Source organism: Sandaracinobacteroides sayramensis (genome assembly GCF_022014495.1).
In the GTDB taxonomy this organism is placed as follows: domain Bacteria; phylum Pseudomonadota; class Alphaproteobacteria; order Sphingomonadales; family Sphingomonadaceae; genus Sandaracinobacteroides; species Sandaracinobacteroides sayramense.
Window position 1 is genome coordinate 149,724 of record NZ_JAKLSQ010000024.1, and the last position, 13,691, is coordinate 163,414.

19 protein-coding genes are annotated in these 13,691 nt (G+C 67.3%); 5 read left to right on the forward strand and 14 right to left on the reverse strand.

The genetic code is table 11. From position 1 onward, the window contains the following. The first annotated feature begins 30 nt into the window (after positions 1-30). Positions 31-201 (forward strand): hypothetical protein, encoded by a 171-nt coding sequence (locus L6Q21_RS16015; protein ID WP_237831751.1) that lies wholly within the window; start codon positions 31-33, stop codon positions 199-201. A gap of 24 nt (positions 202-225) precedes the next feature. Here the strand turns inward: L6Q21_RS16015 and L6Q21_RS16020 are convergent, their stop codons facing one another. The 9 genes from L6Q21_RS16020 to L6Q21_RS16060 all read right to left on the reverse strand — a co-directional run bounded on the left by L6Q21_RS16020 (position 226) and on the right by L6Q21_RS16060 (position 8,999). Then, the gene (locus L6Q21_RS16020) at positions 226-1,449 is read right to left on the reverse strand and encodes a pyridoxal-dependent decarboxylase, exosortase A system-associated (RefSeq protein WP_237831752.1); all 1,224 of its coding nucleotides are present in this window, start codon (positions 1,447-1,449) and stop codon (positions 226-228) included. After that, the gene (locus L6Q21_RS16025) at positions 1,446-2,936 is read right to left on the reverse strand and encodes an acyl-CoA ligase (AMP-forming), exosortase A system-associated (RefSeq protein ID WP_237831753.1); all 1,491 of its coding nucleotides are present in this window, start codon (positions 2,934-2,936) and stop codon (positions 1,446-1,448) included. Before L6Q21_RS16025 ends, L6Q21_RS16020 begins: the two co-directional genes overlap by 4 nt. Next, entirely contained in the window at positions 2,936-4,303 is a 1,368-nt protein-coding gene (gene der, locus L6Q21_RS16030; RefSeq protein ID WP_237831754.1) for a ribosome biogenesis GTPase Der, read from the reverse strand. Before der ends, L6Q21_RS16025 begins: the two co-directional genes overlap by 1 nt. A gap of 3 nt (positions 4,304-4,306) precedes the next feature. Then, positions 4,307-5,641, reverse strand: a complete 1,335-nt coding sequence (locus tag L6Q21_RS16035) for an outer membrane protein assembly factor BamB family protein (RefSeq protein ID WP_237831755.1) — start codon at positions 5,639-5,641, stop codon at positions 4,307-4,309. 5 nt (positions 5,642-5,646) lie between these two features. After that, positions 5,647-6,420, reverse strand: coding sequence for a tetratricopeptide repeat protein (locus L6Q21_RS16040; protein WP_237831756.1), 774 nt, complete (start codon positions 6,418-6,420; stop codon positions 5,647-5,649). A gap of 153 nt (positions 6,421-6,573) precedes the next feature. Further along, positions 6,574-7,452, reverse strand: coding sequence for a 3-methyl-2-oxobutanoate hydroxymethyltransferase (gene panB, locus L6Q21_RS16045; protein WP_237831757.1), 879 nt, complete (start codon positions 7,450-7,452; stop codon positions 6,574-6,576). Between the two features lie 10 nt (positions 7,453-7,462). Continuing rightward, on the reverse strand, positions 7,463-7,837 hold the full coding sequence (locus tag L6Q21_RS16050) for a hypothetical protein (protein WP_237831758.1): 375 nt from the start codon (positions 7,835-7,837) through the stop codon (positions 7,463-7,465). Further along, positions 7,834-8,247, reverse strand: a complete 414-nt coding sequence (locus L6Q21_RS16055; protein ID WP_237831759.1) for an arsenate reductase family protein — start codon at positions 8,245-8,247, stop codon at positions 7,834-7,836. The genes L6Q21_RS16050 and L6Q21_RS16055 overlap by 4 nt, the downstream gene beginning before the upstream one ends. 167 nt (positions 8,248-8,414) lie before the next feature. Next, positions 8,415-8,999 carry an NAD(P)H-dependent oxidoreductase gene (locus L6Q21_RS16060; protein ID WP_237831760.1) on the reverse strand — a complete coding sequence of 195 codons (585 nt, stop codon included), beginning with the start codon at positions 8,997-8,999 and terminating at the stop codon, positions 8,415-8,417. 75 nt (positions 9,000-9,074) lie between these two features. On the opposite strand from L6Q21_RS16060, the gene L6Q21_RS16065 reads away from it, so the two are divergent. The 4 genes from L6Q21_RS16065 (at position 9,075) to L6Q21_RS16080 (ending at position 11,127) form a co-directional block, all read left to right on the forward strand. Next, positions 9,075-9,662, forward strand: a complete 588-nt coding sequence (locus L6Q21_RS16065) for a TetR/AcrR family transcriptional regulator (protein ID WP_237831761.1) — start codon at positions 9,075-9,077, stop codon at positions 9,660-9,662. 188 nt (positions 9,663-9,850) lie between these two features. Continuing rightward, complete coding sequence (locus tag L6Q21_RS16070) at positions 9,851-10,303, forward strand: VOC family protein (RefSeq protein WP_237831762.1); 453 nt, start codon at positions 9,851-9,853, stop codon at positions 10,301-10,303. A gap of 12 nt (positions 10,304-10,315) precedes the next feature. Beyond that, positions 10,316-10,783, forward strand: a complete 468-nt coding sequence (locus L6Q21_RS16075; RefSeq protein WP_237831763.1) for a VOC family protein — start codon at positions 10,316-10,318, stop codon at positions 10,781-10,783. Beyond that, positions 10,780-11,127 carry a DUF1428 domain-containing protein gene (locus L6Q21_RS16080; protein ID WP_237831764.1) on the forward strand — a complete coding sequence of 116 codons (348 nt, stop codon included), beginning with the start codon at positions 10,780-10,782 and terminating at the stop codon, positions 11,125-11,127. The genes L6Q21_RS16075 and L6Q21_RS16080 overlap by 4 nt, the downstream gene beginning before the upstream one ends. A 45-nt stretch (positions 11,128-11,172) precedes the next feature. On the opposite strand, the gene L6Q21_RS16085 is transcribed toward L6Q21_RS16080, so the two are convergent. From L6Q21_RS16085 to L6Q21_RS16105, 5 genes are all read right to left on the reverse strand, one after another. Next, on the reverse strand, positions 11,173-11,811 hold the full coding sequence (locus L6Q21_RS16085; RefSeq protein ID WP_237831765.1) for a glutathione S-transferase family protein: 639 nt from the start codon (positions 11,809-11,811) through the stop codon (positions 11,173-11,175). Positions 11,812-11,830: 19 nt separating this feature from the next. Further along, on the reverse strand, positions 11,831-12,181 hold the full coding sequence (locus L6Q21_RS16090) for an ArsC family reductase (RefSeq protein ID WP_237831766.1): 351 nt from the start codon (positions 12,179-12,181) through the stop codon (positions 11,831-11,833). A 210-nt stretch (positions 12,182-12,391) separates the two neighbouring features. Beyond that, a complete protein-coding gene (locus L6Q21_RS16095; protein WP_237831767.1) occupies positions 12,392-12,787 on the reverse strand; it encodes a type II toxin-antitoxin system VapC family toxin in 396 nt (131 codons plus the stop codon). Continuing rightward, positions 12,774-13,049, reverse strand: coding sequence for an AbrB/MazE/SpoVT family DNA-binding domain-containing protein (locus tag L6Q21_RS16100; protein WP_237831768.1), 276 nt, complete (start codon positions 13,047-13,049; stop codon positions 12,774-12,776). Before L6Q21_RS16100 ends, L6Q21_RS16095 begins: the two co-directional genes overlap by 14 nt. Positions 13,050-13,165: 116 nt before the next feature. Further along, positions 13,166-13,372: a hypothetical protein gene (locus L6Q21_RS16105; RefSeq protein WP_237831769.1), complete on the reverse strand. Its 207-nt coding sequence runs from the start codon at positions 13,370-13,372 to the stop codon at positions 13,166-13,168. Positions 13,373-13,691: the final 319 nt, after the last annotated feature.

Here is a 13,691-nt window from a genome sequence, read left to right on the forward strand (position 1 = left end):
TGGGTTTGGCTCGCAGGAACAGGGCGGATCATGGCTGAAGGTCCAAAAGCGGGGATGCGCAACGTATTGTTAGTCTGGATCATCGGCTTGACGCTGGGGATCGCGGCCGGTGCGGCGACCGCGATGCTGCTGATGCCGAAAGCCGCCACCGGCGCGGAATCCGGCCCGAACGCGCTGATCTCCAAACCCCAGTCGCTGTAGTTCCCGACCCATTGCGGGGCGGTTTCAGACCAGTTTCTCGATCGCCGGCGGATGGCCGAGAAAATTCTCCGGACTGGCGGTGCGCCCATAGGCGCCTGCCATGAAGACAGCGATCAAATCCCCCACCTTCGAGATGGGAAGGCTGGCCTTTTCCGCCAGCCGGTCGAGCGGGGTGCAGAGGCAGCCGACGACCGTTGCGGTTTCCGCTTCGCCGCCATCGCGGCTGGCGTTCGCCAGCGGATAGTTGCGGCGGATCACCGTTCCGAAATTGCCGGTTGCCGCAAGCTGGTGGTGCAGGCCGCCATCGGTGACGAGGAAGGTCTCCCCGCCGGACTGTTTGCGGTCGACGATGCGGCAGAGATAGACGCCCGCTTCCGCCACCAGCCAGCGGCCGAGTTCCAGCGCGAAACGGCTTTCGCCGAGGATCGCCGGGCGTTCGGCCAATATCGCCGCGAGGCCCCGGCCCAGCGCTTGCAGATCCAGTTCCCGGTCTCCGGGGAAATAGGGCACGCCGAAGCCGCCGCCCAGATTGACGAGCGGCGGCGCGGCAAGCTCGGCTTCCGCCGTCAGCTTCCCCGCCAGTTCGACCGATTGCCGCTGGCTTTCGAGGATCGCTTCCACCGACAGATTCTGCGAGCCGGCGAACAGATGCAGGCCTTCGAAGCGGAATTGCTGCGCCTGCATCGCCCGCAGCAATTCCGGCGCAGCCGCCGCGTCGACCCCGAAGGGGCTGGCGACTCCGCCCATCTTCATCCCCGAGCCCTTCAGCGCGAAAGGCGGATTGACGCGCAGCGCCACCCGCGCCTTTTGCCCGAGGCGGAGCGCGATGGCGCCGGCGCGGTCCAGTTCGCCGGCCGATTCCACGTTCAGGGCAACGCCGGCGGCGATCGCCGCTTCCAGTTCGCGGTCGCGCTTGCCCGGCCCGGCGAAGCTGATGCGTGTCGCCGGCATTCCGGCCGCCAGCGCCCGTTCCAGTTCGCCGCCCGAGGCGATGTCGAAGCCGTCCACCAGCCCGGCCATGTGGCGCAGCAATTCCGGCAAGGGATTGGCCTTGATGGCGAAATGCAGGCCGAGCCCTTCCGGCATGGCGGCGCGGAAACTCCGCGCGCGCGCGGTCAGCAGGGCGCGGTCGTAAAGGAAGAGCGGCGTGTCGCCGGCTTCCGCCACCCAGTCGGCGGCGCTGCGGCCGGCGATGTGCAACCGGCCGTCTGCGCCGCGCGGGAAGCCTTCGGGGATATGCCCGCTCATTGCCCGAAGCGCTCGCGGATGGTGGCACGGTCCAGCTTGCCGTTGGCGGAAACGGGGAAGGCGTCCAGCCAGACGATGGCGGCAGGCTGCATGAAGGGCGCGGCCTCGCGGCGGAAATGCGCGATCAGCCTTGTTTCCGCTTCCGCTTCGCTGAAACCGTCGGCCGCCGTCGCCACCAGGCGGATCTTCTGCCCGGCCAGCGCATCGGCCACGCCCAGCGCCACCGCCGCCGATACCGCGCCGCTCTGGTGCGCCAGTTCCTCGATTTCGGTCGGGGAAACGCGGGTGCCCATGGTCTTGATCGTCTCGTCCGCGCGGCCGACGAAGGTGAGGAGGCCATCCGCGTCGCGCACCACCGTGTCGCCGGACCAGACCGCCATTCCGCCCAGCTTCGAGGCGGCGGGCGCCGGGCGGAAGCGTTGCGCGGTGCGCTCCGCATCCCGCCAATAGCCCTTGGCGACCAGCGGGCCGCTGTGCACCAGTTCGCCCGCTTCGCCATCGTCGGTCGGTGTGCCGTCGGCGCGGACCACGAGGATTTCCGCATCCGGTATGGCGCGGCCGATGCTGGCCGGGTGGCTGTCCGCCAGTTCGGGCGGCAGCGTCGTCGAGCGGAAGGCTTCCGTCAGCCCATACATCAGGTGCAGCCGGGCGTCGGGGAAAAGCCGGCGGAGCGCCTGCACCGTCGGCACCGGCAGGCGGCCGCCGCTGTTGGAAAGGGTGCGCATCGCCGCCACCGCCTCCGCCGGCCAGTCGAGCGCCGCGAGTTGCACCCAGAGCGGCGGCACGGCCGCCAGTTGCGTGATTTCGTGGCGAAGGCAGGCCTGAACCACGTCGCGCGGGGTGAGATAATCGAGCAGCACCGCGCGGGCGCCGGCGTGGAAGGCGGTCGTCAGTTGCGAGAAGCCGAAATCGAAGCTGAGCGGCAGGACCGACAGCACGCGATCGTCGGCCTGCGTGCCGAGGTAGGCGGCGACGCTGCGGGCGCCGACCAGCAGGTTGCGGTGGGTGACCATCACCCCCTTCGGCCGGCCGGTGGAGCCGGAGGTGTAGAGCAGCGCGGCGAGCGCCTCGCCGCCCGGCGCGCCGTCGTCGGCCGGCTGGCCGGCGGCGAGTTCCGCCCAGCTGTCCTCAAGAAGGCGGACGGGGCATGGGCTGTCGGCCAGCATTCCGCCGCGCGGCCGGTGGGAGATCAGCAGCGCCGCGCCGGAATCGGCGAGGATATGCTGCACCTGCTGGCCGCGCAGCACCGGGTTCAGCGGCACGGCGATGGCGCCGGCTCGGCCGATGGCGAACATCAGCACCACCGCTTCCAGCGACTTCGGCAGCCAGACCGCCACCCGGTCGCCCGGCGCTACCAAAGCGCGCAGCGAACCGGCGACAGCCGACACCTGTTTTTTCAGTTCGGCGTAACTGAGACTGCGATCCCGGTCGACGAGCGCGGTCGTTTCCAGCGTGCCGCGATCCAGCAGATGGTCGAGCCTTTGCATCAGTCGTCGAACGGGTTCCGCCGCGAGCGCATGTTGATGCGGATCGGAATGCCCTTCAGGTCGAGGTCGTCGCGCAGGCTGTTCACCAGATAGCGGTTGTAGCTGGCCGGCAGTTCGTCCAGCCGGTTGCCGAAGACCACGAAGGTCGGCGGGCGGCTGCGGGCCTGGGTGATGTAGCGCATCTTGATCCGCCGGCCCCCCGGCGCCGGCGGCGGATTGCGCTCCTGCGCCGATTCGAACCAGCGGTTGAGGGCGGAGGTCGGCACCCGACGGCTCCAGCGCTCGCGGGTTTCGAAGGCGACTTCGATCAGCGTGTCCAGCCCCTTGCCCGTCAGCGCCGAGACGGTGAGCAGCGGCACGCCCTTCACCTGCGCCAGCCCTTCCTCCAGCGCTTTCCTGATGCCGTTGAAAAGCCGGCTGGCGTCTTCGGCCGAATCCCATTTGTTGACGGCGACGATCAGCGCCCGCCCCTCTTCCAGCACCATATCGGCGATTCGGAGATCCTGCGCTTCGAGGCCGAGCGTCGCGTCCAGCAGCAGCACCACCACTTCCGCGAAATCGACGGCGTGGCGGGCGTCGGCCACGGCGAGCTTTTCCAGCTTATCCACCACCTTGGCGCGGCGGCGCATGCCGGCGGTGTCGATCAGATGCACCTCCCGGCCCTGCCAGGCCCAGGGGATGCTGATCGAATCGCGGGTGATTCCGGCTTCCGGCCCGGTCAGCAGGCGGTTTTCCCCCAGCAGCCGGTTGATGAGCGTGGACTTGCCGGCGTTCGGCCGGCCGACGATGGCGAGCTTCAGCGGCGCGTCGGGCGCCGGTTCCGCATCCTCCGGCTCATCCTCCGCTTCCGCCGGGTCGGGGAGGATGGCGGCGAGCGCCTCGAACAGGTCGGCCAGCCCCTCGCCATGCTCGGCGGAAAGCGGCACCGGGTCGCCCAGCCCCAGCTCGAAGGCCTCCAGCAGATTCTGCTCGCCGGCTCGGCCTTCGCATTTGTTGACCACCGCGACGATCGGCACCGGCGCTTCCTGCCGCAGCCAGCGGGCGAAGTGCCGGTCCGCCTCGGTGAGGCCGGTGCGGCCGTCGGTGACGAACAGCGCGGCCGTCGCCCCTTCGAGCGCGGCGCGGGACTGGTGGCGCATGCGGTCGGAGAGGCTGCCGGCCTCGGCCTCTTCAAGCCCGGCGGTGTCGATCACCGTGAAATCGAGGTCGAAGATCTTCGCCTTGCCCTCGCGCCGGTCGCGGGTGACTCCGGGCTGGTCGTCCACCAGCGCCAGCTTCTTGCCGACCAGGCGGTTGAACAGCGTCGACTTGCCGACATTGGGCCGGCCCAGGATGACGACTCGTGGCAGCCCCCGGGCCTTGCCCATGGTTCAGCGCCAGGCCTGGAGCTTGCCGTCGTCCGTCAGCACATAGAGCGTTCCATTGGCGACGACCGGCGCGAGATAGGTAGGCGAGCCGAGCTTCACTTCGCCCTTCAGCTTGCCGTCGGCGGGCGTGTAGCAGGCCATGGCGCCTTCGGACGAGGTGACGATGAGGCAATTGCCGGCGAGCACCGGGCCGAACCACTGGATCGCCCCTTTGCGCTTCTTCTCGTTCTTCCAGGCGCCGAGGCTGGAAACCCAGCGGATCTTGCCGTCGGCGCGGGACATGGCGACCAGCTCGCCTTCCACCGTGACGGCGAACACCCAGTCGCCCGCGGGCCAGGGGGCGTTCACTCCGGCGAAATCCCGTTCCCAGATGCGCTGCCCAGTGGAAAGCTCCAGCGCCGCCATCCGGCCGCCGTGGCTGACCGCGAACACCCGGCCGCGGTCGATGACCGGAGAGGCGGTGATCCCGGACAGCGCGCCGAGCGCCGTGGTGCGGCCGCTGCGCGAAAGCTGATCCTGCCACATGGTGCGGCCGTTTTCGACGCGCAGCGCGAACAGCTCGCCCGAGGGGAAGCCGGCGACCACCGTGCCAAGGGCGATGGCAGGCGCGCCGGCGCCGAGGATGGAGGCGGGTTCGACCGTGGCGTTCGCATCCCAGAGCTGCGCGCCGGTGTCGGCGGCGAGCGCCGTCAACTGCCCATCCTGGCTGACGACATAGGCCCGATTCTCGTCGACGCCCGGGGCGGCGCGCAGCGGTGTGGGCAGGCGGGTGCGCCAGAGTTCCGCGCCGGTGCCGGCGTCGAAGGCGACCACCAGCCCGAAGCCGGTGGTGGCGATCACCCGGCCGTCGAGGACGCTGACTCCGCCGCCGAAGGCGGGGCGGCTGCCCTCGCCCTGCATCTGGATCGCCTTGCGCCAGAGGAGCGCTCCACCCTGCGCGTCGTAGGCGGAGACCTGCGCTTCGGTGTCCATCACGAACAGGCGGTTCTCGGCGACGACGGGCGGCGCGTTCAGCTTGCGCGTGGAGTCCGAGCCCTTGCCGATGGTGACCGTCCAGGCGCGGGCGGGCTGGGCGGCGAGCGCCAGATGCCCCATGCTGCCGGACGCGTTGCCGGCGGGCTGCGTCCAGTCCGCATTCACCTGCTGCGCGGGGAGGAGCACTTCCACGCCCTGAAGCTCCGCCTCGGGCTGCACCTGCTTTTCATAGTCCAGCACGGAAATCCGCTCGCCCATGGTGGCGGGCTTCTTGCCGGTCTTCTTGAAGGCGCCGCAGCCCGGAAGGGCGGCGAGCGCGGCCGCCGCGCCCAGCAGGAGAAAGGCGTTCCGCTTCCGGCCCATGCGCCTCATTGCGCCGCCGCTTCCGGCTGGGGTTCGGTTCGCGTGGCGTCCGCCGCGGCCTTTTCGCGGTCGGCGGCGATCTTCGTCACGTCCTGGCCGAGCGCGGAGGCCATCTGCTCGGCGCGGGCGCGCAGCGAGGCCGGCGCGCGCTCGTCGGCGGCGATGCGGTAGAAGAGAGGGCCGGCCTTGTCGGGCGCGCCGGCCTTCACATGCGCCAGCGCCGCCAGCTCGCCGGCGATCGGGAACCAGGGGCTGTCGCCGGCGATGAAGGGCTCGGTGCGCTTCAGCACTTCGGCCGGCGGAAGCTGGTCGAATTCGGCGCGGAGATATTTCATCGTCGCGGAATCGCGCAGCGGCTGCGCCGCCTTCGGATCGTCGGCCACGGCCTTGAACAGTTGCGCGGCCTTCGGCGCGTCTCCGCTGTTCAGGGCGATTCCGGCTTCCGCGAAGGCCGAAAGCGAGCGGTAGCTGGGGTTGCCGGACTTCGACAGCTCGGCGAGGCCTTGCGCGGCCTCGGTGGTGGAGCCGGTCTCGATCTTGTCGAGCGCGGCGGTGAACTGCTCGGACTTGGCTTCGACGCGGCGCACCTGTTCGGCCTGCCACCAGAGCCAGGCGCCGAGCCCGGCCAGACCCGTGCCCACGGCCAGCAGCAGCCAGCGGCCATAGCGCTGGAAGAATTGCTTCATCTCGTCCTGGCGATAGGCCTCGTCCACCTCGCGGATGAAGGCGTCGTCGCGCGGGTCCCTGCTCGCGGGGGGGGAAGGAGGTGTGGTTGCCAAGATCGGTTCCTATTGCATCAGCGCGGCGGGGCGACGGGCGCCACGGCCGAGCCACCCTTTAGAGATGGATTCACGGAAGCGCAAAGCCCGCTTCGCCCCCAGCCCGGCACTTGCCGGCCCGGCGATTGCCGGCGGATGAACGGCGGACTTCTCTCAACCCTTGGCCTTCGGCTGGTAGAGTTCGGCCGGGCCGGGAAAGCTGCGGTCGCGCACGGCCGCCGCATAGCCTGCGGCCGCCGCCGTCACCCGCGCGGCGACATCGTCGAAGCGGCGGACGAAGCGCGGCACGCGCTCGAACATGCCCAGCATGTCGTCCACCACCAGCACCTGCCCGTCGCAGGCCGGCGAGGCGCCGATGCCGATGGTCGGGCAGGCGATTTCGGTGGTGATGGCGCGGGCGAGCGGCTCCATCACCCCTTCGATCACCAGCGAGAAGGCGCCGGCGTCGGCGATCGCCCGGGCGTCGGCGGCGATCTTCAGCGCCTCCGCCTCGCTGCGGCCGCGCGCGCCATAGCCGCCGAGCGCGTTCACCGCCTGCGGCGTCAGGCCGACATGGCCGACGACGGGGATGCCGCGCTTCACCAGAAATTCCACGGTGGGGGCCAGCACTTCGCCGCCTTCCATCTTCACCGCCGCCGCGCCGGTTTCGCGCAGCACATGGGACGCGGTGGCGAACGCCTGTTCGGCGGACGCCTCGTAGGTGCCGAACGGCAGGTCGACGACGACGACCGAGCGGTAGCTGCCGCGCACCACGGCGGCGCCATGGGCGACCATCATGTCGAGCGTGACTCGCACGGTGGTGTCCAGCCCGTAGATCACCTGCCCCAAGCTGTCCCCCACCAGCAGCATGTCGCAATGCGGATCGAGAAGCTGCGCCATGCGGGCGGTGTAGGCCGTCAGCATGACGATGGGCTCGGCGGTGGCGCCGTCCTTCTTGCGGCCCTGGATGGCGGGCACCGTCAGGCGCCGCACGGGCTCCGGCAGCGGGTGGGCGCGGGAAGTGGAGGTGTCGAGGGTGAAGGTGGTGGACATGCGCCCTTCCCTAACCGGCGAAAGCGCCGCTGTCAGGCCCGGATTGCGGATCGGGCTGGATGGGCGCCCGAGTTTCCGCTGCCTGCGGTTCCACTGGTTGGGGTTCGGGCGGTTGCGCGACGGGCTGCGGATTTTCCCGGGCTTGCCGTTCGGCTTCCTTCCTCTGCCTTTCGGCCTCCTTGCGCTGGCGTTCCTCTTCCTTGCGGATCGCCTTGCCGCGATCCTCATCGGCCTCCTGCTGCGTCGTGGTGGCGGCGTCGACGGCGGTTTCCACCGCCGTTCCCGTCACCTTGACGGCGGTGCCGACGGCCGCGCCGGCGACCGTCGCCACGACACAGCCCGGGAGCAGGGCCAGAAGCGCGAGCAGCGCCGGAATTCGAATCATTCGCCACCCTTTTCGATCAGCGGCTTGCCATCTTCCCTGGTGAAGCCCTCCGGCAGCGGCCCTTCCAGCAGGTCCACGACCCGCTCGGGCGGGCGGCACAGCCGCACCCCTTTTGGCGAGGCGACAATGGGGCGTTCGACCAGCACCGGATGGCGGACCATGGCGGCGAGCAGCGCCTCGTCGTCCGCTTCCTCCAGCCCGGCCGCTTCCGGCGCCTTCGCCCTCAGCGCCTGGCGCGGGGTGAGGCCGGCGGCCGCGAACAGCGCCAGCAGTTGCGGGCGGGTCCAGCCCTCGGCCAGATAGTCGATCACCACCGGCTCGGTGCCGCTGGCGCGGATGGCGGCCAGCGTGTTGCGCGAGGTGCCGCACTTCGGATTGTGGTGGATGACGATCATCGGGGCCTTTCGCATTTTCCGGACATCCTCAGCCGCCTCTGGCTTTGCTGCCCCTGGCGCCTACTGCCCAATTGCCGGCGCCGCGGCAATTGGGCAGTGCCTCAGTTTGAATTTCCGCTTCCGCGCCTGATGCGGTCGTTGAGATTGCTGCCATCGTCTTCCGGAAGCAGTCGTTCGGCGGATCACGGATCGCCAACGCGCAGAGCTATCTCCCGCGCGCGACGCAGATGGTCTTCTGGCGTGTCCGTGTCCCCCGGCACCAGCAGTTCCGACGTTTTCACCGGCGCGCCGCAATAGTCGAAGATGCCCTGATCGATCTGGAGCTTCATCGCGCCGAAATAACCGCGCCGGGCGTATGTTCTCAGACCCGCTCCACCGAGCGCAACCAGATGGACCTGCAATCGCCCGAGCTTCTTCTCCAGCCTGCCGTCCCGACCATCTGCATAGGCCCAGCCGGTGATGAACACCCGGTCGATCCAGCCCTTGAGCAGCGCTGGCATCGACCACCAGTAGATCGGATAGACGAGCACCAGTGCATCGGCACGGTCGAGCCGCCCCTGCTCGGCCAGCACGTCGGGTGGCGGCGCGGCTCCGTCCGTATGGACGGCGATGTCGGTCGCGCCGAAGCGCGGGTCGAAGCCTTCCGTGGCAAGATCGGCCAGTTCGATTGTATGCCCCTCTGCCTCAATGTCTGCGGCAATCCTCCGCGCCACGGCTTGGGTGAGCGATCCCGCCACAGGGTGCGAAACGACGACGAGCACGTGCATGGGAGGCCTTTCGGAAGTTTCGTGGCAGACGGAAGCAAGCTATACTGGAAGTAAGTTACTATTAGTAGGTTTGCAATGCCTGATGTTCCGCCCCGCGCCCGCCTCTCCCGCGATCAACGACGGCGCCAATTGCTCGACGTGGCATGGCGGATCGTCGGGCAGGACGGTGCCGACGCCTTGACGCTTGGCACCGTCGCCAAACAAGCGGGTGTCACGAAGCCGGTCGTCTACGACCATTTCGATGATCGCGAGGGATTGTTGGTGGCGCTATACCGCGATTTCGACGCGCGCCAGACCGAAGTCCTGGATGCCGCCCTCGCGGCCGGGGATTCAAAATCGGAGGCACGGGCCGGAATCATCGCCGATGCCTATGTGGATTGCGTTCTCGCTCAAGGGCGCGAGATGCCTTCCGTTCTAGGCGCACTTGCTGGCTCGCCGGCGTTGGAACAGGTCAAGCGCAATTATCAGCGTGCCTTCATTGCCAAATGCCATGCCTTGCTGACTCCGGACGCAGCGGACGGACCAGCGACGGAAGCACGTTTCTGGGGGATGGTAGGCGCGGCGGATGCGCTGGCCAATGCCGCGGCGAACGGGCAGATTGAGGCGTCGGTCGCCAAGGCCGAGCTTCGCGAAACCATTCTGGTGGTGATCGCGCGGAGTTGAGAATGTCCTTTTCCTTGCTATTCCGGGCGGCCCATCGACACGCCCTTCCACCGCGATTTCCAGCCGTCGCAAAGGGCCTGTCGCTCGTCGCAAAGATCGCCGGTTGGAGGAACCGGGCCGGAGGCGTCTGGTTCATCTGAAACATTTTCCGGCGAGGCTGCGCGGACACCGATGGAGGGAGAGAAGGCATGACCGAGCAAATGGGCAACGACCTGCAACCGCCGCCGCTGGCCCCGCACCTGTGCGTGGACGGCGCCGCCGACGCCATCGACTTCTACACCCGCGCCTTCGGCGCCACCGAGATGATGCGCATGCCCGGGCCGGATGGGCGGCTGATCCACGCCGCCATCCTGGTGAACGGGGCGCTGGTGATGCTGCACGACGAATACCCCGACATGGGGGCGCTCGGCCCGAAGAAGCGGGGCGGCACCGCGGTGACTCTGCACCTGAACGTGCCCGACGCGGACGCCGCCGCCGAACGCGCCGTCGCCGCCGGCGCGACGGTGGTGATGCCGGTCGGCGACCAGTTCTGGGGCGACCGCTATGGCGTGCTGGAAGACCCGTTCGGCCACCATTGGTCCGTCGCCCACAAGCTGCGCGATGTGTCGGTGGAGGAAATGCAGGCCGGCACCGGCCTCTGAGGGAGAAGGGGCATGGCCCGCGACCTGATGCCCTGCCTCTGGTTCCAGTCCGAAGCGCTGGAGGCGGCGGAACATTATTGCGCGATCGTGCCGGGAAGCCATGTCGACGCGGTGACGCGCGGGCCGGACGGGCAGGTGATCCTGGCGAACTTCACGCTGGCTGGAAAGCCGGTGATGGCGCTGAACGGCAACCCGAATCCGGGATTCGTCGACGCCAGTTCCATGGTGCTGTCCTGCGAGGGGCAGGCGGAGCTGGACCATGTGTGGGACGGGCTGCTGCAAGGCGGCGCGGCCAAGGCCTGCGGCTGGCTGGCCGATCGTTACGGGGTCGCCTGGCAGATCGTCCCGGACAATCTGCCGCAATTGCTGGACCCGTCGGACCCCGAGGCCGCCGCCCGGGTGATGCAGGCGGTGTGGCAGATGATCAGGATCGATATCGCGACGCTGGAAGAGGCGCGCCAAGGAGGAGGAACGCAATGACCTATGTGGATGGATTCGTGGCTGCGGTGCCGACGGCGAACAAGGAAGCCTATCGCAAGCATGCGGCGGATTCGGTGCCCGTCTTCAAGGGCTATGGCGCGCTGGCCATGGTGGAGAATTGGGGCGTGGACGTGCCGGACGGGGAAGTGACCAGCCTGCCGATGGCGGTGAAGCGCAAAGAGGATGAAACCGTGGTCTTTTCCTGGGTGATCTGGCCCGACAAGGAAACGCGGGACAAGGCGTGGGAGAAGCTGATGTCCGACCCAGCCATGACCAATATGGAAATGCCGTTCGACGGGAAGCGGATGATCTTTGGCGGCTTCGAAACCATATTGGAGGCGTGAATTCCGGAAGCCCGGGGTGACGAAGGGGAATTATGAGTCCCCAACCTAGTCGAGCAGCGGATCCTGGTTGGCGGCGGCGGCGCGGTCCACGCCCGGAAGGGCGGCGAATCGCTCGCCTGCCGCCCATAGCCGGGGCGCGTGCGCCTGAAACCAGCCTATGCCGGGGCGCCAGCGGGTCATGACCGCGAGATAGGCGTCGATCGCCGACAGGCGGCCGCCGAGGAACCAGGGCTCCCCGGACGCCACCTCCACATGTTGCCACAGGCGTTGCTCATGGGCGTCGACGGCGGCCCGGAAGAGCTTGCGCGCCGCTTCCGGTTCCACGAAGCGGGCCGGGTCGTCCGCGAAGGTGAAGCAGGGGTAGATGTTGGCGACCAGGAATATGAGCCAGCGCAGGAAATCCGCGCGCTCGGGCGATCCGGCGGCCGGCACCAGCGCGTCCGAACCGGTGCGATCCGCCAGCCAGAGGGTGATGGCGGCGCTTTCGGTGAGGACAGTGTCATCGTCCATCAGCAGAGTCGGGATCTGCGCCAGCGGGTTCAGCGGGCGGACGGTTTCGCGGCCCTTTTCGGACTGGAACAGGTCTTCCACTTCGATCCGCTGATAGGCGAGGCCGTAGAAGGCGAACTGATACTCGACGATGGCGGACCCCCATCCGGGCCGGGCATAGAGTTTCAGCGCCATCCTTTTCCTCCCCTCGGGTTCAGGCGTTCAGCGCCCCTGCATAGACCTCCGGCTTGAAGCCGGCGAGCAATATACCCTGCCCTTCCAGGATCGGCCGCCTGATCATCGACGGCTGCGCCTGCATCAGCGCGATGGCGCGCGCTTCGTCGAGATCGGCGCGGTCGGCTTCGGGGAGCTTGCGGAAGGTGGTGCCGGCGCGGTTCAGGACCTTCTCCCAGCCGAGCGCCGCGCACCAGCGCTGCAGATCCTCCGGGCTTGCCCCTGCGAGCTTGTAGTCGTGAAAATCATAGGCGATTCCAGCCGAGTCCAGCCAGGCGCGGGCCTTCTTCATGGTGTCGCAGTTGCGGATGCCATAGAGCTTCAAGGCCATTGGGTTCACTCCCACTCGACTGTTCATTATTTTACAAGCACTTGAAAATAAAGAGAAGAAATTTTCTTCGCGCAATCATACCGTAGCCCAAGCCGTCAAAAAATTCTGCTTTTGATTTTAAAGGGAAATTTCGGCTTTTCTCAAAAAACTCGAATTCAGCCACAATCGACCACAATCCCTTGTGAATCCAGCGTAGCTTCACCGATTCTTTTATGCCTGAGGCTCCTGAACAGGGACCGATTCTCGCCCCTTCGCGGCCTTGGCGAGCTTACGGTCGAAGCTCAGAAACACCTCACAGCCCTCTGCCCTGGCGAGATGCAGCGCATCCGCGAAATCCATTCCCTCGCCCATCCAGTCAAGCGCCTGCGCCAGCAATGCCGGCTCTTCGACCGTGACGCCGGACAACCCTGCCAACCCCCTCAAGCTGGAGGCAATCCCAGCTGGGTCGAATTCATAGGCACTGCGCAGCACCCACTCGCTTTCGAGCAAGACCGTCGTCGATATGAATATGTCTCCGCCTTCGATCGCCGCGCGTGCCGCCCGGGCCTGGCGCTTGTCGTCGTTGGTCAGGAACCGGACGACGATGTTGGTATCAATCGCGCGCACGCCGCTTGGCCTCCGCTACGACGGCGGCGTCCATCTCCTCGATCGTCTTCGCTTTTCCCGCATAGGCGAGCGAACCAAACACTGCATCGATCGTGGCAGGCGCGAATATGGGCACGGGCTTGAGCAGAACACCATCAGGCGTATCTTCGACGCTCAGCCTTGTGCCAGCCGACCAATGCCGCTGATCGCGGATCGCCTTAGGCAGAATGACCTGTCCCTTGGTCGATACGATGGTCGTCAGCCTGTCCTGTACCGCTGCCACGACGAATCTCCTTTAGGTAAGACACGGGTAAGATAGGCCGTGCAAGCCGTGACGACAAGGTGATTGGACACAGGGCCGAGGCAAGCAAGGAAGGGCGTCACCTGAGGAGCCAAGCCTCAGGATTGCGAAGTAGCCTTCAACTCCCGGAACACGCGGTCGGCTTCGGCGAGATCGGCGCCGTCATGAATGGAGTCGCTGTCATCATCGGGATACCAGCCTGGCATCTCGATCGTGCGCGACAGCAAGCCAAACGCCACCTCCTGCGGACGAACGCCCCGCTTCAGCACCTTGCCGGTTTCTGGATGGATGTGGATCGCGGTCATCTCTGACCCTTTAACACCCATAGGCCTGTTCCGTCTCACGGTTTCATCTGCTGTGGGCAGGGATAGCGGACGTTCCTAGCGGCGAACTCGCAATTCAGCCTATGCCGAGTTTACGCCCGATATGACCGATTAACGCGTGTGGCTGCGGGTTAGTTTCGACAATGAAGTGAATGCGGCCTTCAGTGGGTGCGAGATCACAATGTTCCGAGAAAATGCGCTGATAGCCTTCGGCGTCCCTGAACTCTGCCAGTTTGCGTCGTGACCTGCTCCCCATTTTCAGGCCGCTGATAAGTTAGCTTTGGTGTCCTTATGCCCTTGG